Below are 19,007 nucleotides of genomic sequence, written 5' to 3'. Positions count from 1 at the left end.
ACAGGTATCGAATTCGGTATTGCGGCAAGCATAGCGGGTGTGGTGATCCCCGTCTACCGGGTGAGATCACCCTTTGGACGGTGATGGCGAGCTGTGTCCACAGGCTCACTGCGGTGCGCTCCCGAAAAGACTCACCGCTCACCTGTTGTCCTCATTCGCTTCACCCAGAGTCCGCGCGGGTAAACGCTTCGCGGCCTTTTTCGGCAACGGCAACCGACTGCGACAACGCTCCCGAAACTGCTCACCTAAAGAAGTTTTTTGACGCGAAACAAGGTGTGGCGCACGAGAGACAAACGAAAAACCGTTGGCTTTCCCGCAGTTCGGTCAATTAGCACTCGTTTTCTGTGGCTAGAAGAGCGGCCGCTGAACCTTCAAGCGAGGCTTACTCTCGGAAAATCTCACCTTTGCGCGCAAGAAGCGTCACTTAACGGCCTTCGAAGCCGCCGCCCTTGGACAACTTGCTGCGACCAGTCCCGAACAATCTCACCTTACCCTCAAGAACCGTTTACAGCGGCTCCCGAAAACCCTCACGTCCGGTCTCCCGCAAACCCTCACCTATCCGTTTCATGGCCGCCAAACATGGTGAAAAGGAGGCTGATTCGCAGAAGAGCCGATCCGTCGAACCGCGAGTACTCCCGAAAAAGCTCACTTTGGCCGGTCCGCAGGCATTCGAACAAGGCTTAACGCGCTCCCGAGGCTTCCAACTTCTCTTACAGAACGGAGCTAAGTCGTTGGCGACGCTGGGGTTCTCTGCCTTGGACGCGCCCGTCCCGGTGCCCCTGCGCACATCCCGAATAGTCTCACCTACAGTCACGCTGCCGTTCGAAAGGCGATCGATCTCCCGAAAACCTTCACCTTTGGCTACCGCGACCGTAATGCGCGCTCCCGAAAAGCCTCACCGAAGGCTGCCAAAAAGGGAAATCAAGTGCGGCACGTTGGCAGATGCTCCTGAATAGCCTCACCTCAGAGGGCGAATTCGCCCCGTAAACGCTCACCGGAGGGAAAAGCGGGCACAAAAAAGCAACGCAAGCAGGGTTTCGCCACTCTCCCGCATCGTCTCACCGATACAAAGACGCACGGCGCTCCGGTTTTCGGCACGGCAAGGCGCTCAACGGCGGGTTCTCCCGTATTCGCTCACCAATCTGCGAATGCTTCTCCCCGAAGCCGCTCACTATGTCTCCTGGTTCTTCTCACTGATCATCCCGAAGCCCACCACCTACGCCACCCGTAGAACCTCACCACCTATCCCGCAAACCTTCACCTAGTCGGCCGGGAAGCCTTATGCCATAAGGGTTAGACGAAGCGTTAACTGTATTAACAAGGGTTCAAGGGTGTTTACTTCTAATACTCTCAAGGCTGTGCGTTTCGATGCCAGGAACTACCGACCGCTCCCCACGAGGCACTCGTATGGTCTTATCCAAAACTACTCGTGAAACAGGCGGTGGTTCTTGGTTTGGCTTGCAACTGCCGACGAATCATGGGCTTAGGAGAACATTCTCATCATGTTTCACATGGATGGTCTACAATCCGAAGCGTCGCTCGATTAAAACGGGCCGTGGCATCGCAGACGCCTTCTATGGGCCGAGCCAAGATCGTCGCTGTATCGGCTGAAACGTAAATCGTGCCGGGCAAAACAATTCTTGTTGAGAATCAATGGACACGCACGTTCGCGACACTGTTCGCCAAGAGCTGGAAAGGATGCGCGCAGCCGGCGCGCGCCGGCACGAACTCTCCCAGCATGCCTGCCGACGCCTGTTCTTCGACCTGGGAATCCGTCCGTCGGTCACAACAGTGCGAGACCTCACGCAGGTCGGTAGTGCCACTGATATCCCGCGAGACATCGACGCGTTCTGGGAAACCGTCCGCTCGAGCGTTCGGGTGCGCGTCGAGGCAGGCGGGATCCCGCAGGCATTGCAGGAGCGCGCGGGCGAATTGCTGGCGGAACTCTTTGTCGAAGCAAGGCAACAGGCGGGCATTGCGTTAGATGACGAACGCTCACGAATGAACGAAAAGCTCGCCCGCGTCGAAGCGAGCGCCCGCGAAGCGGATATTCGTTGCCAGACGATCGAGCAGGCGCGCCAAGCTGCCGAGACTCGAGCCGAAGGTGCCGCAGCGCGGATCGCTTCGCTGGAACTGGAATTGGGCCGGCTGCGCGAACGTGAGTCCGCTTTGCAAGAAGAACTACGCAACGCGATTGCGCGCCCCCAAGCCGAGAATTCGGCGCTTGCCGAGCGCCTTGCGGCAGAGCAGTCGCAAACTGCGCGTCTGCGCGACCGTCTCGACGAACTCCAGGACGAACTGCGGAGCAACACAGAACGTTACGCGCAGCAAATCAACGACGCGGTCAAGGACGCAGAGCGACGCGTGAAGCCGATGCTCGTCGAGCTCGACAGCCTACGAGGCGTCGCCGCGACGTATCAGGCGAGCATCCGCGAAGCCGGCCGCAAGGAATTCGAGTTCATTCAACAGCTTAGCGTCGCACGTAGCCGCGCCGATCGCCTGGAGTCGCAAGTGCGCGCGCAATCCGACGAGATCGATGCGCTCACGCGCGAGCGCGACGCCCACCGGGTACGGGGTGGCATGAGCACGGAAGTCGGCGAATTGATCGCGTCGCTGGCGGCGAACGGACGGCTCACCGATGAAGAAATTGGAATTCTGGGAAAGCAAGCCGACCCGTACGTGGCCATGCCGGGCACCTGCCCCGGCTGTGAGGACGGCGAACCCGAACTGCAGTTGCACGAAGACGAATACGAGCTGTGTTGCCCCAAATGCGAGCGAACCTCCGGCCCGGCGGCGTCGAAACTGTCGGCGCTGTATGGCTTCCGCCACGCTTCTCAGGTGCGTGCCTGACCGGCTGATTGACTCGTAAGTGCGACAGGTGAGCGTTTTCGGGAGTGCCGTCAGACGCCGGTAAAGCCTGCCTCTTCGCTCGCGCCAGCCTGTGCCTGAGCGAGATCGCGCTCCCGTATTTGCTCACCGGTCCAGTCCTGCCACGCCCGATGGAGCCGATGCACGGAAATCATTTGCTGAAAGCCCAGCCACTGGCCAACCCGCTCCGGGTCGACGCCTTCGTCGAACAGCTCCGCCGCGTAGGTGTTGCGAAGCGTCTGCGGGCTGGCTCGCGCAACCCGAGACGCTGCGATGCCCGACGCGGCCACGACCGCGTCGATGGCGCGCAGCATCGTCGCCTTGTGCATTGGCCGGCCCGAGGGCGCTGCCGGAAAAAGCAACTCACCGGCGAGCCCGGCGGCTCTGCGCTCGCTTATCCAGGCGTCCAGCAACTCGACGGCGAACGGCGCAAGGCGCGCCTGGCGGATCAAGAGCGGATTCGTCGCATCGACCGTTATGTAAGGCGCGCCAGGCGCGTAGCAATCGACGGTCAACTGCGCCGCTTCGGCCGTTTTCACCCCCGCGCCCATGAAGGCGGCAACCAGTGCGCGGTCGCGTTGTTCACGCCAGCGCTGTCCTGCAGGTAGCGCGCCCAAAGGCGAAAACAGATGCGCGATCAACAAGGCTCGCTCGTCGTGCGTCAGGAAGCCGGTCGGCTCGTTATCGCGGGCTTTACGCCAGGCTGCATCGCCGTCCTGCGCGATGAACCGCGCGGGATTGGTCCCCGCAGCTTCGATTTCCCGCACGTGATCCAGCACGCGCTCGATCAAGCGCAGGTAGCGCATTCGCTGCGGACGCCGAATGTCGAGCTGCGAGACGAACTGTTCGATGACGGGCCGCTGCACGGTATGGAGCGTCGCCCGCTTCGCTTGTAGCCATTCAAGAAAGTTGCCCCACTGCGCGCGATAAACATCGGCGGAAGACGCACGGAATTCTTGTTGAGCAAGCCATGCGTCGAAGGCAGCGTGCGGGTCGGCCTGCCAGTCCGCGCGCTGTTGGTCGAAGAGATCGGGGGTAGTCGGCATTGTATTCAGAGGGCGCTTTGACGCGGTTCGCTTTGCAGAGAGAGTCGGGCTTCACGCCGCGGGCGTCAAGCGTCCACTGTACCGAAGCCTGCGCCCGCATGTGCTGATCGGCGAAGTTAGTCGTTATCGCGGTGTTGACCGTCGATGCGTAGGCCGCTAATCAATGACCCGCGAGCGCCAGTTGCGGCCGGCCCTGCCGGGCAGCGCACTCGTACGCGTCGACGGCGAAGCCGAATACCGCAGGCAAAGCGTCGGACGATGCGATGTCCACAACGTCGTCGGTCTCGGGATAAGCGAAGTTCTCGGGGCGCGCGAACAACTCGCGCAGCGCGGCTTCGTGACGCCCTGCGAAACCGAGGTCTGCAACCGCCTCCGCCTCGATGGCATGCAAGAGGCGCCACGTGAGCGGTACGCCCTTTTCGATGTAGCGAGCCGCTATCTGCCGCGTAATGCGTTCAAGGTCGCGCACGGCCCGCTCGAACTGTTTCTTGCTCAGATGTTCGCCGTTTGACTCCATGTTGTCACCCCTCGCACCGGTCTTTGTACTGTAAAAATATACAGTATCTTCGCGCATGAAAATAGCGTCGCGCCGTTCGGTGTCCGTGTATGTGCGATTCCGCCTACGCCTTGTTCAGACATCGTCGGCTGCAAGGCGGCGTTGAAAAAGCGCATCCTCGAACCATGCTCAGAGCAGGTTTCTATCGGCTGAAACGCGATGGATGCGATGCATGCGACGAGCACGGCGAAGTTTTCACGCTGAACCTAAAGGAGAACGTGATGAATAAGGACCAGGTCAAAGGCGTCGGCGAACAAGTGAAGGGGAAGATCAACGAAGTGGTCGGCAAGGCTACCGACGATCCCACGCAGGAAGCCAAGGGTGACATGCAACAGGTCGCCGGCAAGATCTAGAAAGGAGCGGGTGACGTGCGCGAAGATTTGAAGGACAGCGTGCGGAAGAATCCGTGATTACCGGACGCGGCCGGCACGACCACTTTAGCGGGGCGTCCACTGGACGCCCCGCTTCGCATCAGCAGTCATGCACACGGAACTTGATGCGCATAAAGTTCTGCGGGGCCCTTCCGCTGCGTCAACCATGGATCACAACGAGCAGCGCCTTGGCTTCGGAGCGCCCTGCGTTGCGAATCGCGTGACTGTCATCGGCCGCATATCGCGCGGTCTCGCCCGTTTTTAAACGGCGCGTCGAGGCAGCCACTTCCACTTCGATCGTTCCGTTGAGAACCGTCAAATGCTCGCGCGTGCCTGGCTCGTGAGCGTTGGAACGGAGCGCCGCGCCGGCCTGCAACGTGAGTTCATACCACTCGAACTTTCCCGCAAGTTCTATCGGCCCCCATACGCGTAGTTGATATCCACCGTTGTCGCCGCTCAAGGTCGGTATATCGTGCGGGCTCGCGACGCGGATTGCTTCGGCCGGACGTTGTTGCGCGAACAACTGGTCCAGGCTGATGCCAAGCGCGTTCGTGAGCCGCCACGCCACTGCAATAGTCGGATTCGCTTTGTCCCGCTCGATCTCGGACAGCATCGACTTGGATACGCCCGCCGCTCGGGACAGATCGTCGAGCGTCAGCTTTCTTTCGTTGCGCAGTCGTTGAATCTGCTCGCCGACGCGTGGCGGCACAGACCCGGCCGCTGCCGATTCCGCGACTATCGGTTCTGAACGCGAACTTGCCATGACGCTGTTGTTCCCTTAGAGTGTTCTCCATATTGGAAATCCGTTCGAAATATCGAACGTGTCCAATGCGATGGTTCGACTATAACAGGGCTAACAGGCCGCGTGCGCACGCGGATGCAACCGGAAGACGCCATGAGAGACCGATATCTGTCCCACCTGCGCGACGTCATCGACGATATTCGCGCGGCTGGGTTCTATAAGAACGAGCGCGTCATTGCGAGTCCGCAGTCGCCGGAGATTCGGCTCGCGGACGGGCGCGACGTGCTGAATTTTTGCGCGAACAATTACCTCGGATTGGCGGATGATCCGCGTCTGATCCAAGCCGCCAAAGCGGGACTCGACGCCGACGGTTTCGGCATGGCGTCGGTGCGCTTCATCTGCGGCACGCAGACTGTGCACAGGTCGCTGGAAGGCGCCATTGCGCAGTTTCTTCAGACTGACGATGCAATTCTTTATTCAAGTTGCTTCGATGCCAACGGCGGACTGTTCGAAACACTCTTAAGCGAAGAGGACGCCATCATCAGCGACGAACTGAATCACGCCAGCATCATCGACGGCGTGCGGCTCTCGAAAGCGCGACGTCTGCGCTACAAGAACAACGATCTGGCGGATCTCGAAGCGCGTCTGAAGGAAGCGGACGCCGCCGGCGCGCGCTTCAAACTGATCGCCACTGACGGCGTGTTCTCGATGGACGGCATCATCGCGAATCTCGCCGGTATCTGCGATCTGGCCGACCGTTACGGCGCGCTCGTGATGGTGGATGATTCGCACGCGGTCGGATTCATCGGCGAAAAAGGACGTGGCACGCCCGAGCACTGCGGTGTGCTGGACCGCGTGGACATCATCACCGGCACGCTCGGAAAGGCGCTCGGGGGCGCTTCCGGCGGTTACGTCGCGGCTCACAAGGAGATTGTCGAACTGCTGCGCCAGCGGAGCCGCCCGTATCTGTTCTCCAACACGCTCGCGCCCAGCATCGCGGCAGCGTCGCTGGAAGTGTTGAGATTGCTCGACAGCGATGAAGGTGCGGCGCTGCGCTCGCGGGTGCGCGAGAACGGTGCCCGGTTCCGTCACGCTATGTCTTCTTTCGGCTTCGATCTCGTCGCGGGCGAGCATCCGATCATTCCGGTCATGCTCGGTGATGCGCAACTCGCGTCCCGAATGGCCGATGCCCTGCTCGACGAAGGGGTGTACGTGATCGGCTTCTCGTATCCGGTGGTTCCAAGGGGACGTGCACGCATTCGCACGCAGATGAGCGCGGCGCATACGCCGGAGCAGATCGATCGCGCGGTGGAGGCTTTCGCTCGTGTGGGACGCTCGCTTGGCGTCATCCGGTGAGCGGTGTCCCTCGGCCAACTTTATGCGCATAAAGCAACGACGAACCCCAACGACCAACGTCACATGAAAGCTCTAGCCAAACTCGAACGCGCGCCCGGCCTCACGTTGACACGCGTGAAGCGTCCGGAGGTCGGTCACAACGACGTCCTCATTCGTATTCGCAAAACTGCGATCTGCGGTACGGACATCCATATCTGGAAGTGGGACGACTGGGCGCAGAAGACCATACCGGTGCCGATGCACGTTGGCCACGAGTACGTCGGCGAGATCGTCGAGATGGGACAGGAAGTGCGCGGCTTCGCAATCGGCGATCGGGTGTCGGGCGAAGGTCACATCACATGCGGCTTCTGCCGCAACTGCCGCGCGGGACGACGCCACTTGTGCCGTAACACCGTCGGCGTGGGCGTGAATCGCGAGGGCGCTTTCGCCGAGTATCTCGTGATTCCGGCGTTTAACGCGTTCAAGATTCCCGCCGGCATTTCCGACGACCTCGCCGCAATCTTCGACCCGTTCGGCAACGCCACGCATACCGCCCTGTCGTTCAACCTTGTCGGCGAAGACGTGCTCATCACCGGCGCGGGCCCGATCGGCGTGATGGCGGCTGCCATCGCCCGGCACGTCGGCGCGCGCAACGTCGTGATCACCGATGTCAACGACTATCGGCTCGAACTCGCGCGCAAGATGGGCGCGACACGCACCGTCAACGTCGCACGTGAGGATTTGCGCGATATCATGCGCGAGCTCGGCATGACCGAGGGATTCGATATCGGTCTAGAAATGTCCGGCGTGCCGAGCGCCTTCACCGGCATGCTCGAAGCGATGAATCATGGCGGCAAGATTGCGCTGCTCGGCATTCCGCCCGCAAAAACGGCCATCGACTGGAATCAGGTCATCTTCAAGGGGCTGGAGATCAAAGGCATCTATGGCCGCGAGATGTTCGAGACCTGGTACAAGATGGTGGCGATGCTGCAGAGCGGACTCGATCTTTCGCCGATCCTCACGCACACATTCGCCGTCGACGATTACGAGCAGGCGTTCGCGACGATGCTCTCCGGCAACAGCGGCAAAGTCGTGCTCGACTGGACTGCGGCCTGACCCGGAGCTATTCCTTCAGCTTTCCGAACTCCGCTTGAATGGCGACGTGCACATCGTCGCCGACGGCGGGGAACCATGTCGTCAGGCCGAACGCCGCGCGGCTGAAATGCCCGTCGGCGGAAAAGCCGAGCGTTTCCTGTTTCGTCAGCGGGTTCACCGCGTGGCCGTTGAACGTGACGTTTAGCTTGACCGGGCGTGTCACGCCGCGAATCGTCAGGTCGCCGGTGAGTGTGCCGGTGTCATCGCCCGTACGCTCGAATGCCGTGCTCTGAAAAGCGATGTTCGGATACCGCGCTGCGTCGAACATGTCGGGCCCTTTCACCATCCGGTCGAGGAGGGGCACGTTCGTGTCGACGCTCGACGCGTCGATGGTCACCTGAACCCGGCTCGCCGCCATTCCGCTGGCGTTCCAGTCAAGGCGCGCCGATACCTTGTCGAAGCGGATGACGAATCGCGAATAATCAAAGTGATCGACGTCGAAGCTCACATTCCAGTGATGCGCGTCGAGTTCGTACTGCCCGGCCGGCACGCTGGCTTCGTTCCCCGAAACGTGGTGCGTCACGACATCCAAGGCCGTACATCCGCATAACAATGCGACCGAGCAGACCAATTCCAGATAGTGCCTCGCAGCCTTCATCACGGACTGACTCCAGAAAGAATGAACAATCAGGCAGACGACAATTAGAAATACAACGGCCGTCACGCCGATTTCGTCCGCGCAAACGAAAATTACGCGATTCAGGTAGAGTTCGCGTCGATTCTCATCTCAAAAAAGGCGCCATGGCCACGTGCGATGGCGGATAAAACATGCGCTTCTGGCGGCACCGCTTTTACCCGCTTCGCTTTCGATGGCTTGCTGTCATCCTGCTGATCGTGTCAGCCGCCGTCTCTTCCACGCCCGCGCAAGCCGCATGGTGCGACGACGGACTATGGATCGACGCCATGATCGGCTCGCATCACTTCCATCCGGACAAGCACTTCGAGCAATTCAATCCGGGAATCGGCGCGGAATGTTGGCTCGCGCCGCAATGGGCCGTGACCGGCGGCTATTTCCGCAACTCGCTGTCGAAACCGTCGTTTTATGGCGGCGGCGTCTGGGCGCCCGAATTTCTCCATTGGGGCTTCGTACGGCTCGCCGCGATGGGCGGTCTGATCTCGGGCTACGACTACGGCCGCTGGGGCATCGGGCACGATCACATGGTCGGCCCCGTGGCCGCGCCGCTGGTGATGGTGGCTTACAAGCGCGTCGGCGCGAACTTCATCCTGATCCCGCCGATTCCGTCCAGCGATCTTCCGTTCACGATCGGGTTTCAGCTTCGCGTGAAGTTCTAATGCGCCGCAGTCGGAAACAAGGGAGCAGGCTGCTCCCGAAAACCCTCACCTGAGCCACGCGCAGAAGCCCGCCGACAGGCGGTTCTTCCACCTTATTCCCGAAAACCCTCACCTTAACGCCGGCCCGAGCGCCCGCCGGGCAAAAAAAGAGCCCGGCCATGAGCCGGGCTCGAACCGGACCGGGCGAGTTCCGAGTCACGCCCGACCGCGTGGACTTCTCGACGAAAGCGCGCGGCAACGACGGCTTTCGGCGGAATGCAGTTCGAGATGCGGCGGGACGAGCCAGCCATGCGCATCGTCTTGATGGAGAAGGGCCGCGCACGGTCTGTCCGCAGCGTCGAATGCGAGCCTCGCGATGCGTCGTCCGATGCGTCGTCGACGCGTATCAGCGCGACCAGCACCGCATGCGCGCGCGGTCTGCGGCGCGCCTGGCGGTATAGTGCGGGCTGGTTGCTTATGCGATGCTTAAGCTCGGCGTGCCGGGCGTTAAGTGGCGCTTAAGCAAGACGCAAGGAGAATGGCCGCCACGTCAAAGCTTGGGGAAGGGCATGCGCCTGCTTTTGGTAGAGGACGACGAAATGATCGCCGAGACGGTGCTGGCCGCGTTGCGCCGCTCCAGCTACACCGTGGATTGGGCGCAGGATGGCCGCGCGGCCGAATTGTCGCTCGGCAATGACGTCTACGACCTCGTGTTGCTGGATCTCACCTTGCCGAAGCGCGACGGCCTCGATGTGCTCGGCGTCTACCGCAAGAACGGCGGCCATGCGCCCGTCATGATTCTCACGGCGCGCGACGCGGTGGACGACCGCATCCGCGGCCTCGACGCCGGCGCGGACGACTATCTGCTCAAGCCCTTCGATCTCGATGAACTCGCCGCCCGCGTGCGCGCGCTGCTGCGCCGCCGCACGGGTCATACGCAGCTCGTCTACGCGCACGGCGACTTGTCGCTCGATCCGGCCGCGCACGAAGCCTCTAAGGACGGCGTCGCGCTGAATCTCGTGCCGCGCGAATTCGCGCTGCTTCAGGCGTTGATCGAGGAGCCGTCGCGTGTGTTCCGCCGCTCGGAGCTGGAAGAGAAACTCTATGGATGGGGCGAGGAAGTGGGCAGCAACGCAATCGAAGTCCACGTGCATAGCCTGCGGCGCAAGATCGGCGCCGAGCAGATCGTGACCGTGCGCGGCGTGGGTTATCGGCTGAAGAGGATCGGATGAACTCCATCCGGCGCTGGCTGCTCGGCTGGCTCATCTGCGGACTCGCCGCGGCGTGTCTGCTCGCAGGCTACGGCATCTTCCACATGGCGCAGCTGGAGGCGGGCGAACTCTTCGACTACGAGCTGCGCACCGTTGCCGTCTCGCTGCCGGGCAACATCACCGCCGCCGATGTCGCGGAAGGACGCAGCCACGACCTCGTAGGCATCGCCGACGACCGGCTGGTCATCGACATCTGGGACAAGACCGGGCGGCTCATCTATCACTCGCCGCATGAACCCGCGCTGCCGCGCTTCGGCGACGGCTTTCAGTCCGCCGAGCGCGAAGGCTACCGCTGGCGTGCGTTCGGCATGACCTTGCCGGATCGCTTCGTGCAGGTGGCGCAGCCGTACTTCGTGCGCGAGGACATGGCCATTTCGCTCGCGCTGCGCACCATCTGGCCGCTCGCGCTCTTGATACCGGTCATCGTGGTGATCGTGCTCGTGGTCGTGGCGCGCGGTCTTGCGCCGGTGCGCTGGCTCTCGCGGTCGCTCGCCGCGCGTTCGCCGGAATCGGTCGCGCCCGTGTCGCTCGCCGCGCGCACGCCCGTCGAACTGCGTCCGCTCGTCGATGCGCTGAACGGCCTGCTGACGCGTCTCAACGAGGCGTCGGAGGCGCAGCGCACGTTCATCGCGGATGCCGCCCACGAACTGCGCACGCCGCTCACCGCGCTCAAATTGCAGATACAAGGCGCCATCAGCGACGGCTCGCTGAAAGTGGACGAAGCGACGGTCGGCAAGATAGACGGACGACTGAACCGGCTGATTCATCTTGCGCAGCAGTTGCTCAGCATGGCGCGCGAGGACGCGGCACGCGAAGCGGCCATCGCGCCGATGAGCCTGCGCATGCTATGCGAAACGCGCGTGTCGGACTTCTCGCTGATCGCCGAGGCCAAGTCGATCGACCTCGGCCTCGAACTGGAAGATGCACGCAGCGAGCACGACGCGTTCGCGATTCTCGGCGACACGCATGCGCTCGCCGTGCTGCTCAACAATCTGCTCGATAACGCGATCCGCCACACGCCGCCAGGTGGACGCGTCGATGTGACGCTGCGCCGCGAGTCGAACGGCATCGCGCTGACGGTTCTGGATACGGGCCCCGGCATTCCGCCCGACGAGATCGAGCGCGCGTGCGACCGGTTCTATCGCGGCGCGGGGACGCACGGGCAGGGCAGCGGACTCGGGCTTGCCATTGCGTCGCGCGTGGCGCAGCGGCATCAGGCGGCCTTGACTGTCGAAAACCGCGCGGGCGCGGGCGGGCTCGCGGTGTCGGTGCGCGGCTTGCGCGGCGTCGAAATGAAAGAGCAAGCAACGGAGTGCGCTGCCGTGGCGATGCGGTGACGCTCTGAGCTTTGACGAGGCTCGATCATGTTCAACCGCTGGTTTCATGTTGCTTTGCTGGTGCTCGTCTTTGCGTCGACGCAGAGTTCATATGCCGACGATGCCGCCGGCGCGTCCGCCGCCTCAGAGCCTAAGACGCTGAAAGAACGTCTCGGCGACAAAGCCAGCGACGAGCAACGCGTCGACAATTGCAAGGTGCCGCCCGAGCGTCGCGGCGCAAAAGCGCGGCCCGATGCCTGCGCGCGCTGACCACGCGGCGCGATCAGAGCCACTTCGATAAACGCCTCGCACCGAAATCAGCCGCCTGTCTCCGCCCCGGTCAGCGCAATCACCATGTCGAGAAACGCCCGCGTCTTGGCCGGCGGGTGATGCCGCGACGGATGAAACGCATAGAGCGGAAAGCGCTCGTCGGGCCAGTCCGGAAACAGGTCGATCAGCGCGCCCTCCGCCAGCAGATGCGCGTGACCGAGTTCGAGTATCTGCGCGATGCCGTATCCCGACAGGCACGCGCTCAGCATGGTGCCGGGATCGTTCAGCGTCAGATGCCCGCGCGTCTCGACCGTCAGCCGCTTCTTTTTTCGATGAAACTCCCACGGAAACGGCCGCCCCGTTTCGGGATCGCGGAATTCGATGCACGTGTGCGCGCCGCTCGCGAGCGCCTGCGGCGTCGCGGGCCGCCCGCAGCGCGCGATATATGAAGGCGCGGCCACCGTGCGCACCGGCGTATCGAGCAGCTTGCGCGCGACGAGACTCGAATCGCGCGGCTCGCCGAAGCGCACGGCGAGATCGAAGCCGTCGGCGATCATGTCGCCCAGCCGGTCGCGCGTGAGCAACTCGAGTTCGAGCTCGGGATGCGCTTCCATGAACGCTTCGAGCTTCGGGCCGAGCACGAGCCGCGAGAAGATCGGGTCCACGTTCACGCGCAGCCGCCCGCGCACCGCCGTGGCGCTGCCGGACGCGGTGGCCGCCGCTTCTTCGAGGCCGACGAGATGCGGCATGACCTGTTCGAAGAACCGGCGGCCGTCGTCGGTAAGCGAGACCGTGCGCGTCGTGCGGTCGAACAGGCGTATCTTCAGGCGCGCTTCCAGACGCGCGATGGCGCGGCTCACGCCCGGCTGCGACATGCCGAGCTTCTCGCCGGCTGCTGCGAACGTGCCCGCATCGACGATCGCAGCGAACACGCTGATGCCGTTCAGGATGCGCTCGTTGAACCCCGCCATTCATGCCTCCGCGTCATGCAAGAAGTGGCTCGCATGTTATCGCGAAGCAACAAAAAGGGCCCCGAAGGGCCCCATGAAACGCACGCGTGTTGCGTTCAGGCGTGAGCCTTGGCCACTTTCTCGACGGCCATCGAATCGGCGCGCATGCGTTCGTATTCCTGCTCGGTCATCGGCACGGCGTCTTTCTTGCCGAGGTCGTCCAGACGCACGCGATACGTCTCGCGCGCCGACCACGCCGCAATCGCCGCGATGATCGTCACGCCGAACGCCAGCGCGCCGACCGTGAGCGGAATGTTGGCCGATCCCGGCGGCGCGACCGCCGCGAACAGCGCGGGCAGCAGCGCGGTGATCGTGGTGCCGATGTTCTGCGCGATCGCCATGGCCGACACACGTGAACGCGTCGGGAACAGCTCGGGGAAGAAGCTCGGGAAGATCGCGTTATAGCCCTGATACACGACGCCCCACATCAAGAGCGACATGACGATGGCGAGCGGCACGTTGCGAATGCTGATGGCATACAGATACGCGAACGACAAGAGACCCGCGAGCAGCGAACCGACGATCATCGGCATGCGGCGGCCGATCTTGTCGGACAGGTTGCCGACGAACGGAATCACCAGCACCGCGAGAATGTTGCCCATGACCGGGATCCACAGATACACGCTCTTCTGGAAGCCGATGCCGTACGACGCCTGCACCGCATAGGCCGCGCCGAAGATGGTCGCGACGACCGGGATCACGTTCATGAGCGCCATGCAGACGACGCGGATCATGTCGGGCGTGCTGTTGGCGAAGGCCTCCTTGATCGGCGATTTCGGCAGCTCACCGTGCGCGCCTTCCGCTGAGAACGCGGGCGTTTCGTGCACTTCGCGGCGGATGATGTAGCCCGCGACCAGCACCAGCGCCGACAGCAGGAACGGCACGCGCCAGCCCCACGAATTGAACATCGGCTCGGGCATGAACGCAGCGAGCGGCAGGAACACGGCAGCCGCGAGGATCTGGCCGGCCTGCACGCCTTGAAGCGTAAAGCTCGCGTAGTAGCCGCGCCGGCCGAACGGTGCGTGCTCCAGAATCATCGAGCTTGCGCCGGAAATTTCGCCGGCCACCGCGAAGCCTTGGATCAGCCGCAACACGACGAGCAGCGCGGGCGCCAGCATGCCGACGCTGTGATACGTCGGCAAGAGACCGACCGCCATCGTCGAGAAGCCCATCAGGAACATGCAGGTGAGCAGCACGTTCTTGCGGCCGTGCGTGTCGCCCAGATGCCCGAGCACGAACGCGCCGATCGGCCGCGCCACATAACCTACGCCATACGTCGCGAGCGATGCGACGATCGCTACCTTCGGATTGCCCGACGGGAAGAACAACTGCGGAAAGATGAGCGCGGCCGCCTGCGCGTAGATGAAGAAATCGTAGTACTCGAGCGCCGAGCCGATCCAGCCGCTCGCCGTCGCTTTTTTCGCCTGGCGGCCGCCGTGCGCCTCTTCCTTAAGGCTAGCCATAGAAGTGTCTCCGAATAATGGTTTAACGAGTGGTTCTGCTGCGCCTGTGCCTTCTTCTTCCCTGCGTTTTTCTGCCGATTCGCGCCGCCGCGTGGTCGGGCGGCGTGGCAATCGAGCCAGGCTCGCGAGCATGTCCCTTACGAGTGAAACGAGCATAAGAGCGCAGCCACGAGCGGGCAACGATTTGTGATAAAGTTTGCGCGATTATCGCACGCACGCGTTCGATAATCGGCCGCTTTGGGGGTTAGCACTAGCTGAGGCTCGAACCGCATATGACTAAACCGCCACTGGACAAGCGCGACTGGATCGCCGGGCTGGAGAAGGGGTTGGCGATCCTCGAAGCGTTCGACGACCAGCACGCGCGCATGACCCCGACGCAGGCGGCCGTGCGCACCGGCATCACGCGCACCGCGGCGCGCCGGTATCTGCTCACGCTCGCGCATCTCGGTTATGTCCAGACCGACGGCAAGCTCTTCAATCTGACGCCGCGCGTGCTGCGCGTCGGTTGGTCGTACTTCGACTCGGCGCGGCTGCCGCGCATCGTCCAGCCGTATTTGCAGCACCTGAGCGCGTTGATCCATGAAAACGTGTATGTCAGCGTGCTGGACGAATGGGATCTCGTCATCATCGCGCGCAACGGCGCCTCGCGCGTGATGACCACCGGCTTCGTGCTGGGCGCGCGCGTGCCGGCTGCGTTGATGTCGGCCGGACTCGTGATGCTCGCCTACAGGACGGACGAGGACGCGGTGCGCGCATGGCTCGACGCAACGGAGTTCAGGCCGTTCACGCCGCTCACCATCACGGACAAAGAGGCGCTCTACGACAAGATTCGGCAGGCGCGCGCGGACGGCTACGTGGCGTTCGAGCAGCAGTTGCAAGTGGGCGTGCGTGGCGTCGCGGTGCCGATCAAGAACCGGCATGGACAAGTGGTCGCGGCGCTGTCCGTGAACATGCCGATCGGGAAAGAGACGAGCGAGGCCGCGCTCGCCCGCGTATTGCAGCCGTTGCAGGAGACGGCGCTTGCGATGCTCAATGTGATCTAGCGGCGCGCCGTTTATCGCGCAGACCAGAAGGCCCGCTGCACGCGCAAGACTTCTTCCTCGACTTCGGCGATCGGGCCGATCAGCTCGACCCGCTTCTGGCAATGGTCGAAGACATAACGCGACGAGACGCTCATCGTCGGATTCTCCGCGTGATTGCCGGTGGCTTCGAGCAGACGCTCTTCGGTGAGCCCGTAGACCACGCGTCCGATGTTGGCCCAGTAGGCCGTTCCGGCGCACATGCAGCACGGCTCGACCGATGTGTACAGCGTGCAGCTCCACAGATAGTCCGCCGTGAAGTTGAGCGCCGCGACGCGCGCGAGCACCGATTCCGCGTGGTTGACGGTATCGACGTTGCCTTGCTCCATCAGCACGCTTTCCTGATCGGGGCCGACGAGAATCGCGCCGAACGGATGATGCCCGAGCAAGGTCGCGCGCTCGGCGACGGCGCTCGCGTGCCGCAGATTCCGGATGATTTGCTCGCGCGTGGGCGTGAGGCCCTGCGGCGGTAGATGCTCGGGATGCGAGGCGGGGGCGGTCAGGCTCATGGTGGCGGGTTAGGTAAAGGTGAGGAGTTACGGGATCGGTCTGCGGTGAGCGTTTTCGGGAGCGTCAGTGCTCGGTCGGCGCGTCTTCGGTTCGGACGCGTCGCGACGTGTGAGCAACGGTAAAGCGTCCCCGATTCGGACGCAACCGCCACGATGCAACAAGTAACGTCGCGCAGTTTGCGATAGTCATTCTGTGCTGCGGGCGCACGCGGCGTTGTGCCTGCGAAGGCCAAGCAATCATATCGTTAGGTAGACGAATTAAAGCGGATCGAAGCGCGAGCGTTTTGCGTCCGCACACCGAGAACATTGTGCGTCATCCGGCTGCGCCGTTGCTGCCGTTCACCTGACAGACCGCGGCGGTAAGCGCCGCAGCCGGCGACAGCGCGTTAAGCGTCGGCACTCGCGGATTGGAGATGCACGGCTGCGCGCCGTCGAGCTTGCCCGTTCGGAGCCGGATATGCCCGCTTCACGCGACCATGAATGAATAAGAGAACGGACCGGCGCAAGCAGCGGCCGGTCCGGTCGAGCTTTGCAGTGGCAGGCAGCAACGCGCGACGCACTCGTTATGCAGCGTGCGTGCCAATCCCCGCGCGACGGCCCGCAGCAAGGCGAGCGCGAGCGCCGAGCATCGCAGATGTCGTGCAAGCGCCAACAGACGCAAGCGCGCGTGTCGGCCCGCGCCCGTCAGCCATCCGAGTCACTTGTCGGCCAGTTTTAGAGCGAGTTCGGCCACGTGCTTGCCCTGATAACGCGCGATGTCGAGTTCGTTCTGCGTCGGATGACGCTTGCCGTCCGCACCGACGATGGTGGTCGCGCCATACGGCGTGCCGCCCGAGATCTCCGACATGCTGGTGAGCGCGGCGCACGCGTACGGCACGCCCGCGACGATCATGCCGTGATGCAGAAGCGTCGTGTGAAACGACGTGATCGTGGTTTCCTGCCCGCCGTGTTGCGAAGCCGTGGACGTGAACACGCTGCCGATCTTGCCGACCAGCGCGCCTTTCACCCACAGGCCGCCCGTCTGGTCGAGGAACGTGCGCATTTGCCCGGCCATGTTGCCGAAGCGCGTGGGCGTGCCGAAGATGATGGCGTCGTAGTTCGCGAGTTCGTCGATGGTCGCCACGGGCGCCTGCTGATCGAGCTTCACGCCGATGACGGCGGCCTGATCCGCCGGAATCGTTTCGGGCACGCGCTTCACCGTGACCTCGACGCCCGGCACGCCGCTCGCGCCTTCCGCGACGGCGCCCGCCATGGTTTCGACGTGACCGTACATCGAGTAATAGAGCACCAGTACTTTCGCCATGAGATGTCCTCGTAGTGTCGCCGGTTCGTTGCGGGTTGCGAGTCTCAACCATAGCATCGGCGTGCGGATGCTGCCGGACGCCGACGCATCCATTGCGCTCGTGCCGATCCGCGTCTACGCTCGAACAAGAACCCGCCACTGCCGACGATGCCGAACGATCATTCCACGATTCACAACCCTTCCGCCACGTTGGGCAGCGCCTTAGCGGCCTTCGACACGCTCGCTGGTCTCGTGGGCGACGCATTCGTGGCGCTCGGCCGTGAACTGGCCGCCATCCGGCCGACGCCCGCCCGCGCGTTCTTCGCGACGCAGGCGATGGCATCGGTCGCGCTGGCGGTCGCGCTTGCGTATGCCTTTCGACTCGAACATATCTGGTGGGCGGCGATCAGCGGCTTCGCGGTCATGCAGTCGAAGTTCTCGGCCTGCGCGCAGCGTGGCGTGCATCGCGTGCTCGGGACCATTGCGGGCGCGTTGCTCGGCGCGACGGCGGGACCGCTGATCGGCGATACGCCGTGGCTCTTTGTGCCGTTGCTGGCGCTGACCGCGGGCGTGTCGGTGTATCGCGCGCTCGCCTCGGATGCCGGCTATGCGTGGGTGCTGGGCGCGGTGACCGCGCTGATGATGACGTTCGAGGCGCATCGGCTGGCGTCGGCGTCGGCGACAGCTTCGTTCGCGTTGTCGCGCGTGGCCGAAGTCGTCGTCGGGACGCTCGCGTGCGTCGCCGTGTCCGCGCTCTTTCACGCGGCGGCGCAGCAGTATCGGAAGTCGCGGGGCGCGGCGCCCGTATCGAGCGTGAGGGCGTCGTCGACGGCGGATCGCGTCGATGGATCGAGCCAAGAGACGGCGGCCGTCTCCGTCATTGCCTCGAATGCGGCCACGAGCCTGCACGCACTCAGCGCGCAGCAAGCCATGCAGTCCGCCCGCGTCGCGCGCAAACGCCTCGCGTGGCATGCGGCGTGGTCGGTGGCGATACTGGCTTCCGTGGCGTATGCGTGGAACTTGCCCGGCTTCGCGCAGGCGATGGTCACGGCGATTGCCGTTCTAATCCTTCCCGCATCGGCGCTCGGCAAGCCGACGCGGCGGCCTGTTGCGTCGCGCATGGTGCAGCGCGTGCTCGGCTGCCTGATCGCGGGCGCGGCGAGTCTCGCGCTTCTGCCGCTGATCGGCGATAGCGAGCCCGCGTGCATGCTCGCGCTATGCGCGGGCGTGTGGATCGGCTGTCATGTGCAGACAGGCGCGCAAGGCGCGAGCTATGTCGGGCGGCAGTTCACCATCGCGTTCATCATGGTGTTCGTGCAGGATCAACACTGGTCGTCCGATCCGATGCCCGCGGCGCTTCGGCTCGCGGGCATTCTGTGCGGAATCGGCGTGCTCGCGGCGGTGATGGCCGCGGCAAAGGCGCTCGCATCGCGGCGTGCGGCGCGCCCCGCGATGCGCTGAA

18 protein-coding genes are annotated in these 19,007 nt (G+C 63.4%); 10 read left to right on the top strand and 8 right to left on the bottom strand.

Annotated elements, in window-relative coordinates:
• Window positions 1-1,653: 1,653 nt before the first annotated feature.
• Window positions 1,654-2,850: a DNA-binding protein gene (locus LDZ26_RS19000; protein WP_244849677.1), complete on the top strand. Its 1,197-nt coding sequence runs from the start codon at window positions 1,654-1,656 to the stop codon at window positions 2,848-2,850.
• Window positions 2,851-2,900: 50 nt separating this feature from the next.
• Here the strand turns inward: LDZ26_RS19000 and LDZ26_RS18995 are convergent, their stop codons facing one another.
• Window positions 2,901-3,914 (bottom strand): tyrosine-type recombinase/integrase, encoded by a 1,014-nt coding sequence (locus LDZ26_RS18995; RefSeq protein ID WP_244849676.1) that lies wholly within the window; start codon window positions 3,912-3,914, stop codon window positions 2,901-2,903.
• Between the two features lie 160 nt (window positions 3,915-4,074).
• Window positions 4,075-4,431, bottom strand: coding sequence for a DUF2471 family protein (locus LDZ26_RS18990; RefSeq protein ID WP_244850333.1), 357 nt, complete (start codon window positions 4,429-4,431; stop codon window positions 4,075-4,077).
• Window positions 4,432-4,691: 260 nt separating this feature from the next.
• Here LDZ26_RS18990 and LDZ26_RS18985 point away from each other — a divergent pair, with 260 nt between their 5' ends.
• Window positions 4,692-4,823, top strand: a complete 132-nt coding sequence (locus LDZ26_RS18985; protein WP_244849675.1) for a CsbD family protein — start codon at window positions 4,692-4,694, stop codon at window positions 4,821-4,823.
• A 178-nt stretch (window positions 4,824-5,001) separates the two neighbouring features.
• Here LDZ26_RS18985 and LDZ26_RS18980 read toward each other — a convergent pair whose 3' ends face one another.
• Window positions 5,002-5,604 (bottom strand): helix-turn-helix domain-containing protein, encoded by a 603-nt coding sequence (locus tag LDZ26_RS18980; RefSeq protein ID WP_244849674.1) that lies wholly within the window; start codon window positions 5,602-5,604, stop codon window positions 5,002-5,004.
• Window positions 5,605-5,736: 132 nt separating this feature from the next.
• Between LDZ26_RS18980 and LDZ26_RS18975 the strand changes: the two genes are divergently transcribed.
• Together LDZ26_RS18975 and tdh are read left to right on the top strand one after the other, a co-directional pair.
• Complete coding sequence (locus LDZ26_RS18975) at window positions 5,737-6,939, top strand: glycine C-acetyltransferase (protein WP_244849673.1); 1,203 nt, start codon at window positions 5,737-5,739, stop codon at window positions 6,937-6,939.
• Between the two features lie 63 nt (window positions 6,940-7,002).
• Complete coding sequence (gene tdh, locus LDZ26_RS18970; protein ID WP_244849672.1) at window positions 7,003-8,034, top strand: L-threonine 3-dehydrogenase; 1,032 nt, start codon at window positions 7,003-7,005, stop codon at window positions 8,032-8,034.
• 7 nt (window positions 8,035-8,041) lie between these two features.
• On the opposite strand, the gene LDZ26_RS18965 is transcribed toward tdh, so the two are convergent.
• Window positions 8,042-8,671 carry a YceI family protein gene (locus LDZ26_RS18965; RefSeq protein WP_244849671.1) on the bottom strand — a complete coding sequence of 210 codons (630 nt, stop codon included), beginning with the start codon at window positions 8,669-8,671 and terminating at the stop codon, window positions 8,042-8,044.
• 170 nt (window positions 8,672-8,841) lie between these two features.
• On the opposite strand from LDZ26_RS18965, the gene LDZ26_RS18960 reads away from it, so the two are divergent.
• The 4 genes from LDZ26_RS18960 (at window position 8,842) to LDZ26_RS18945 (ending at window position 12,202) form a co-directional block, all read left to right on the top strand.
• On the top strand, window positions 8,842-9,366 hold the full coding sequence (locus LDZ26_RS18960) for a hypothetical protein (protein WP_244849670.1): 525 nt from the start codon (window positions 8,842-8,844) through the stop codon (window positions 9,364-9,366).
• A 548-nt stretch (window positions 9,367-9,914) separates the two neighbouring features.
• A complete protein-coding gene (locus LDZ26_RS18955; protein ID WP_244849669.1) occupies window positions 9,915-10,577 on the top strand; it encodes a response regulator in 663 nt (220 codons plus the stop codon).
• Entirely contained in the window at window positions 10,574-11,953 is a 1,380-nt protein-coding gene (locus LDZ26_RS18950; RefSeq protein ID WP_244849668.1) for an ATP-binding protein, read from the top strand. Before LDZ26_RS18955 ends, LDZ26_RS18950 begins: the two co-directional genes overlap by 4 nt.
• A 27-nt stretch (window positions 11,954-11,980) precedes the next feature.
• On the top strand, window positions 11,981-12,202 hold the full coding sequence (locus LDZ26_RS18945) for a hypothetical protein (protein ID WP_244849667.1): 222 nt from the start codon (window positions 11,981-11,983) through the stop codon (window positions 12,200-12,202).
• Window positions 12,203-12,249: 47 nt separating this feature from the next.
• Here LDZ26_RS18945 and LDZ26_RS18940 read toward each other — a convergent pair whose 3' ends face one another.
• A complete protein-coding gene (locus tag LDZ26_RS18940; RefSeq protein ID WP_244849666.1) occupies window positions 12,250-13,173 on the bottom strand; it encodes a LysR family transcriptional regulator in 924 nt (307 codons plus the stop codon).
• Window positions 13,174-13,268: 95 nt separating this feature from the next.
• On the bottom strand, window positions 13,269-14,675 hold the full coding sequence (locus LDZ26_RS18935) for an MFS transporter (protein ID WP_244849665.1): 1,407 nt from the start codon (window positions 14,673-14,675) through the stop codon (window positions 13,269-13,271).
• Window positions 14,676-14,947: 272 nt separating this feature from the next.
• Here LDZ26_RS18935 and LDZ26_RS18930 point away from each other — a divergent pair, with 272 nt between their 5' ends.
• Window positions 14,948-15,718, top strand: a complete 771-nt coding sequence (locus LDZ26_RS18930; protein WP_244849664.1) for an IclR family transcriptional regulator C-terminal domain-containing protein — start codon at window positions 14,948-14,950, stop codon at window positions 15,716-15,718.
• Window positions 15,719-15,729: 11 nt separating this feature from the next.
• Here LDZ26_RS18930 and LDZ26_RS18925 read toward each other — a convergent pair whose 3' ends face one another.
• Window positions 15,730-16,263, bottom strand: coding sequence for a nucleoside deaminase (locus tag LDZ26_RS18925; RefSeq protein WP_244849663.1), 534 nt, complete (start codon window positions 16,261-16,263; stop codon window positions 15,730-15,732).
• 697 nt (window positions 16,264-16,960) lie between these two features.
• On the bottom strand, window positions 16,961-17,566 hold the full coding sequence (wrbA, locus tag LDZ26_RS18920; RefSeq protein WP_244849662.1) for an NAD(P)H:quinone oxidoreductase: 606 nt from the start codon (window positions 17,564-17,566) through the stop codon (window positions 16,961-16,963).
• A 147-nt stretch (window positions 17,567-17,713) separates the two neighbouring features.
• Between wrbA and LDZ26_RS18915 the strand changes: the two genes are divergently transcribed.
• Window positions 17,714-19,006 (top strand): FUSC family protein, encoded by a 1,293-nt coding sequence (locus LDZ26_RS18915; protein ID WP_244849661.1) that lies wholly within the window; start codon window positions 17,714-17,716, stop codon window positions 19,004-19,006.
• Window position 19,007 lies beyond the last annotated feature (1 nt).

The organism is Caballeronia sp. SL2Y3 (assembly GCF_022879575.1).
Classification (GTDB): domain Bacteria; phylum Pseudomonadota; class Gammaproteobacteria; order Burkholderiales; family Burkholderiaceae; genus Caballeronia.
This window is presented reverse-complemented; position numbering and strand designations above follow the sequence as displayed.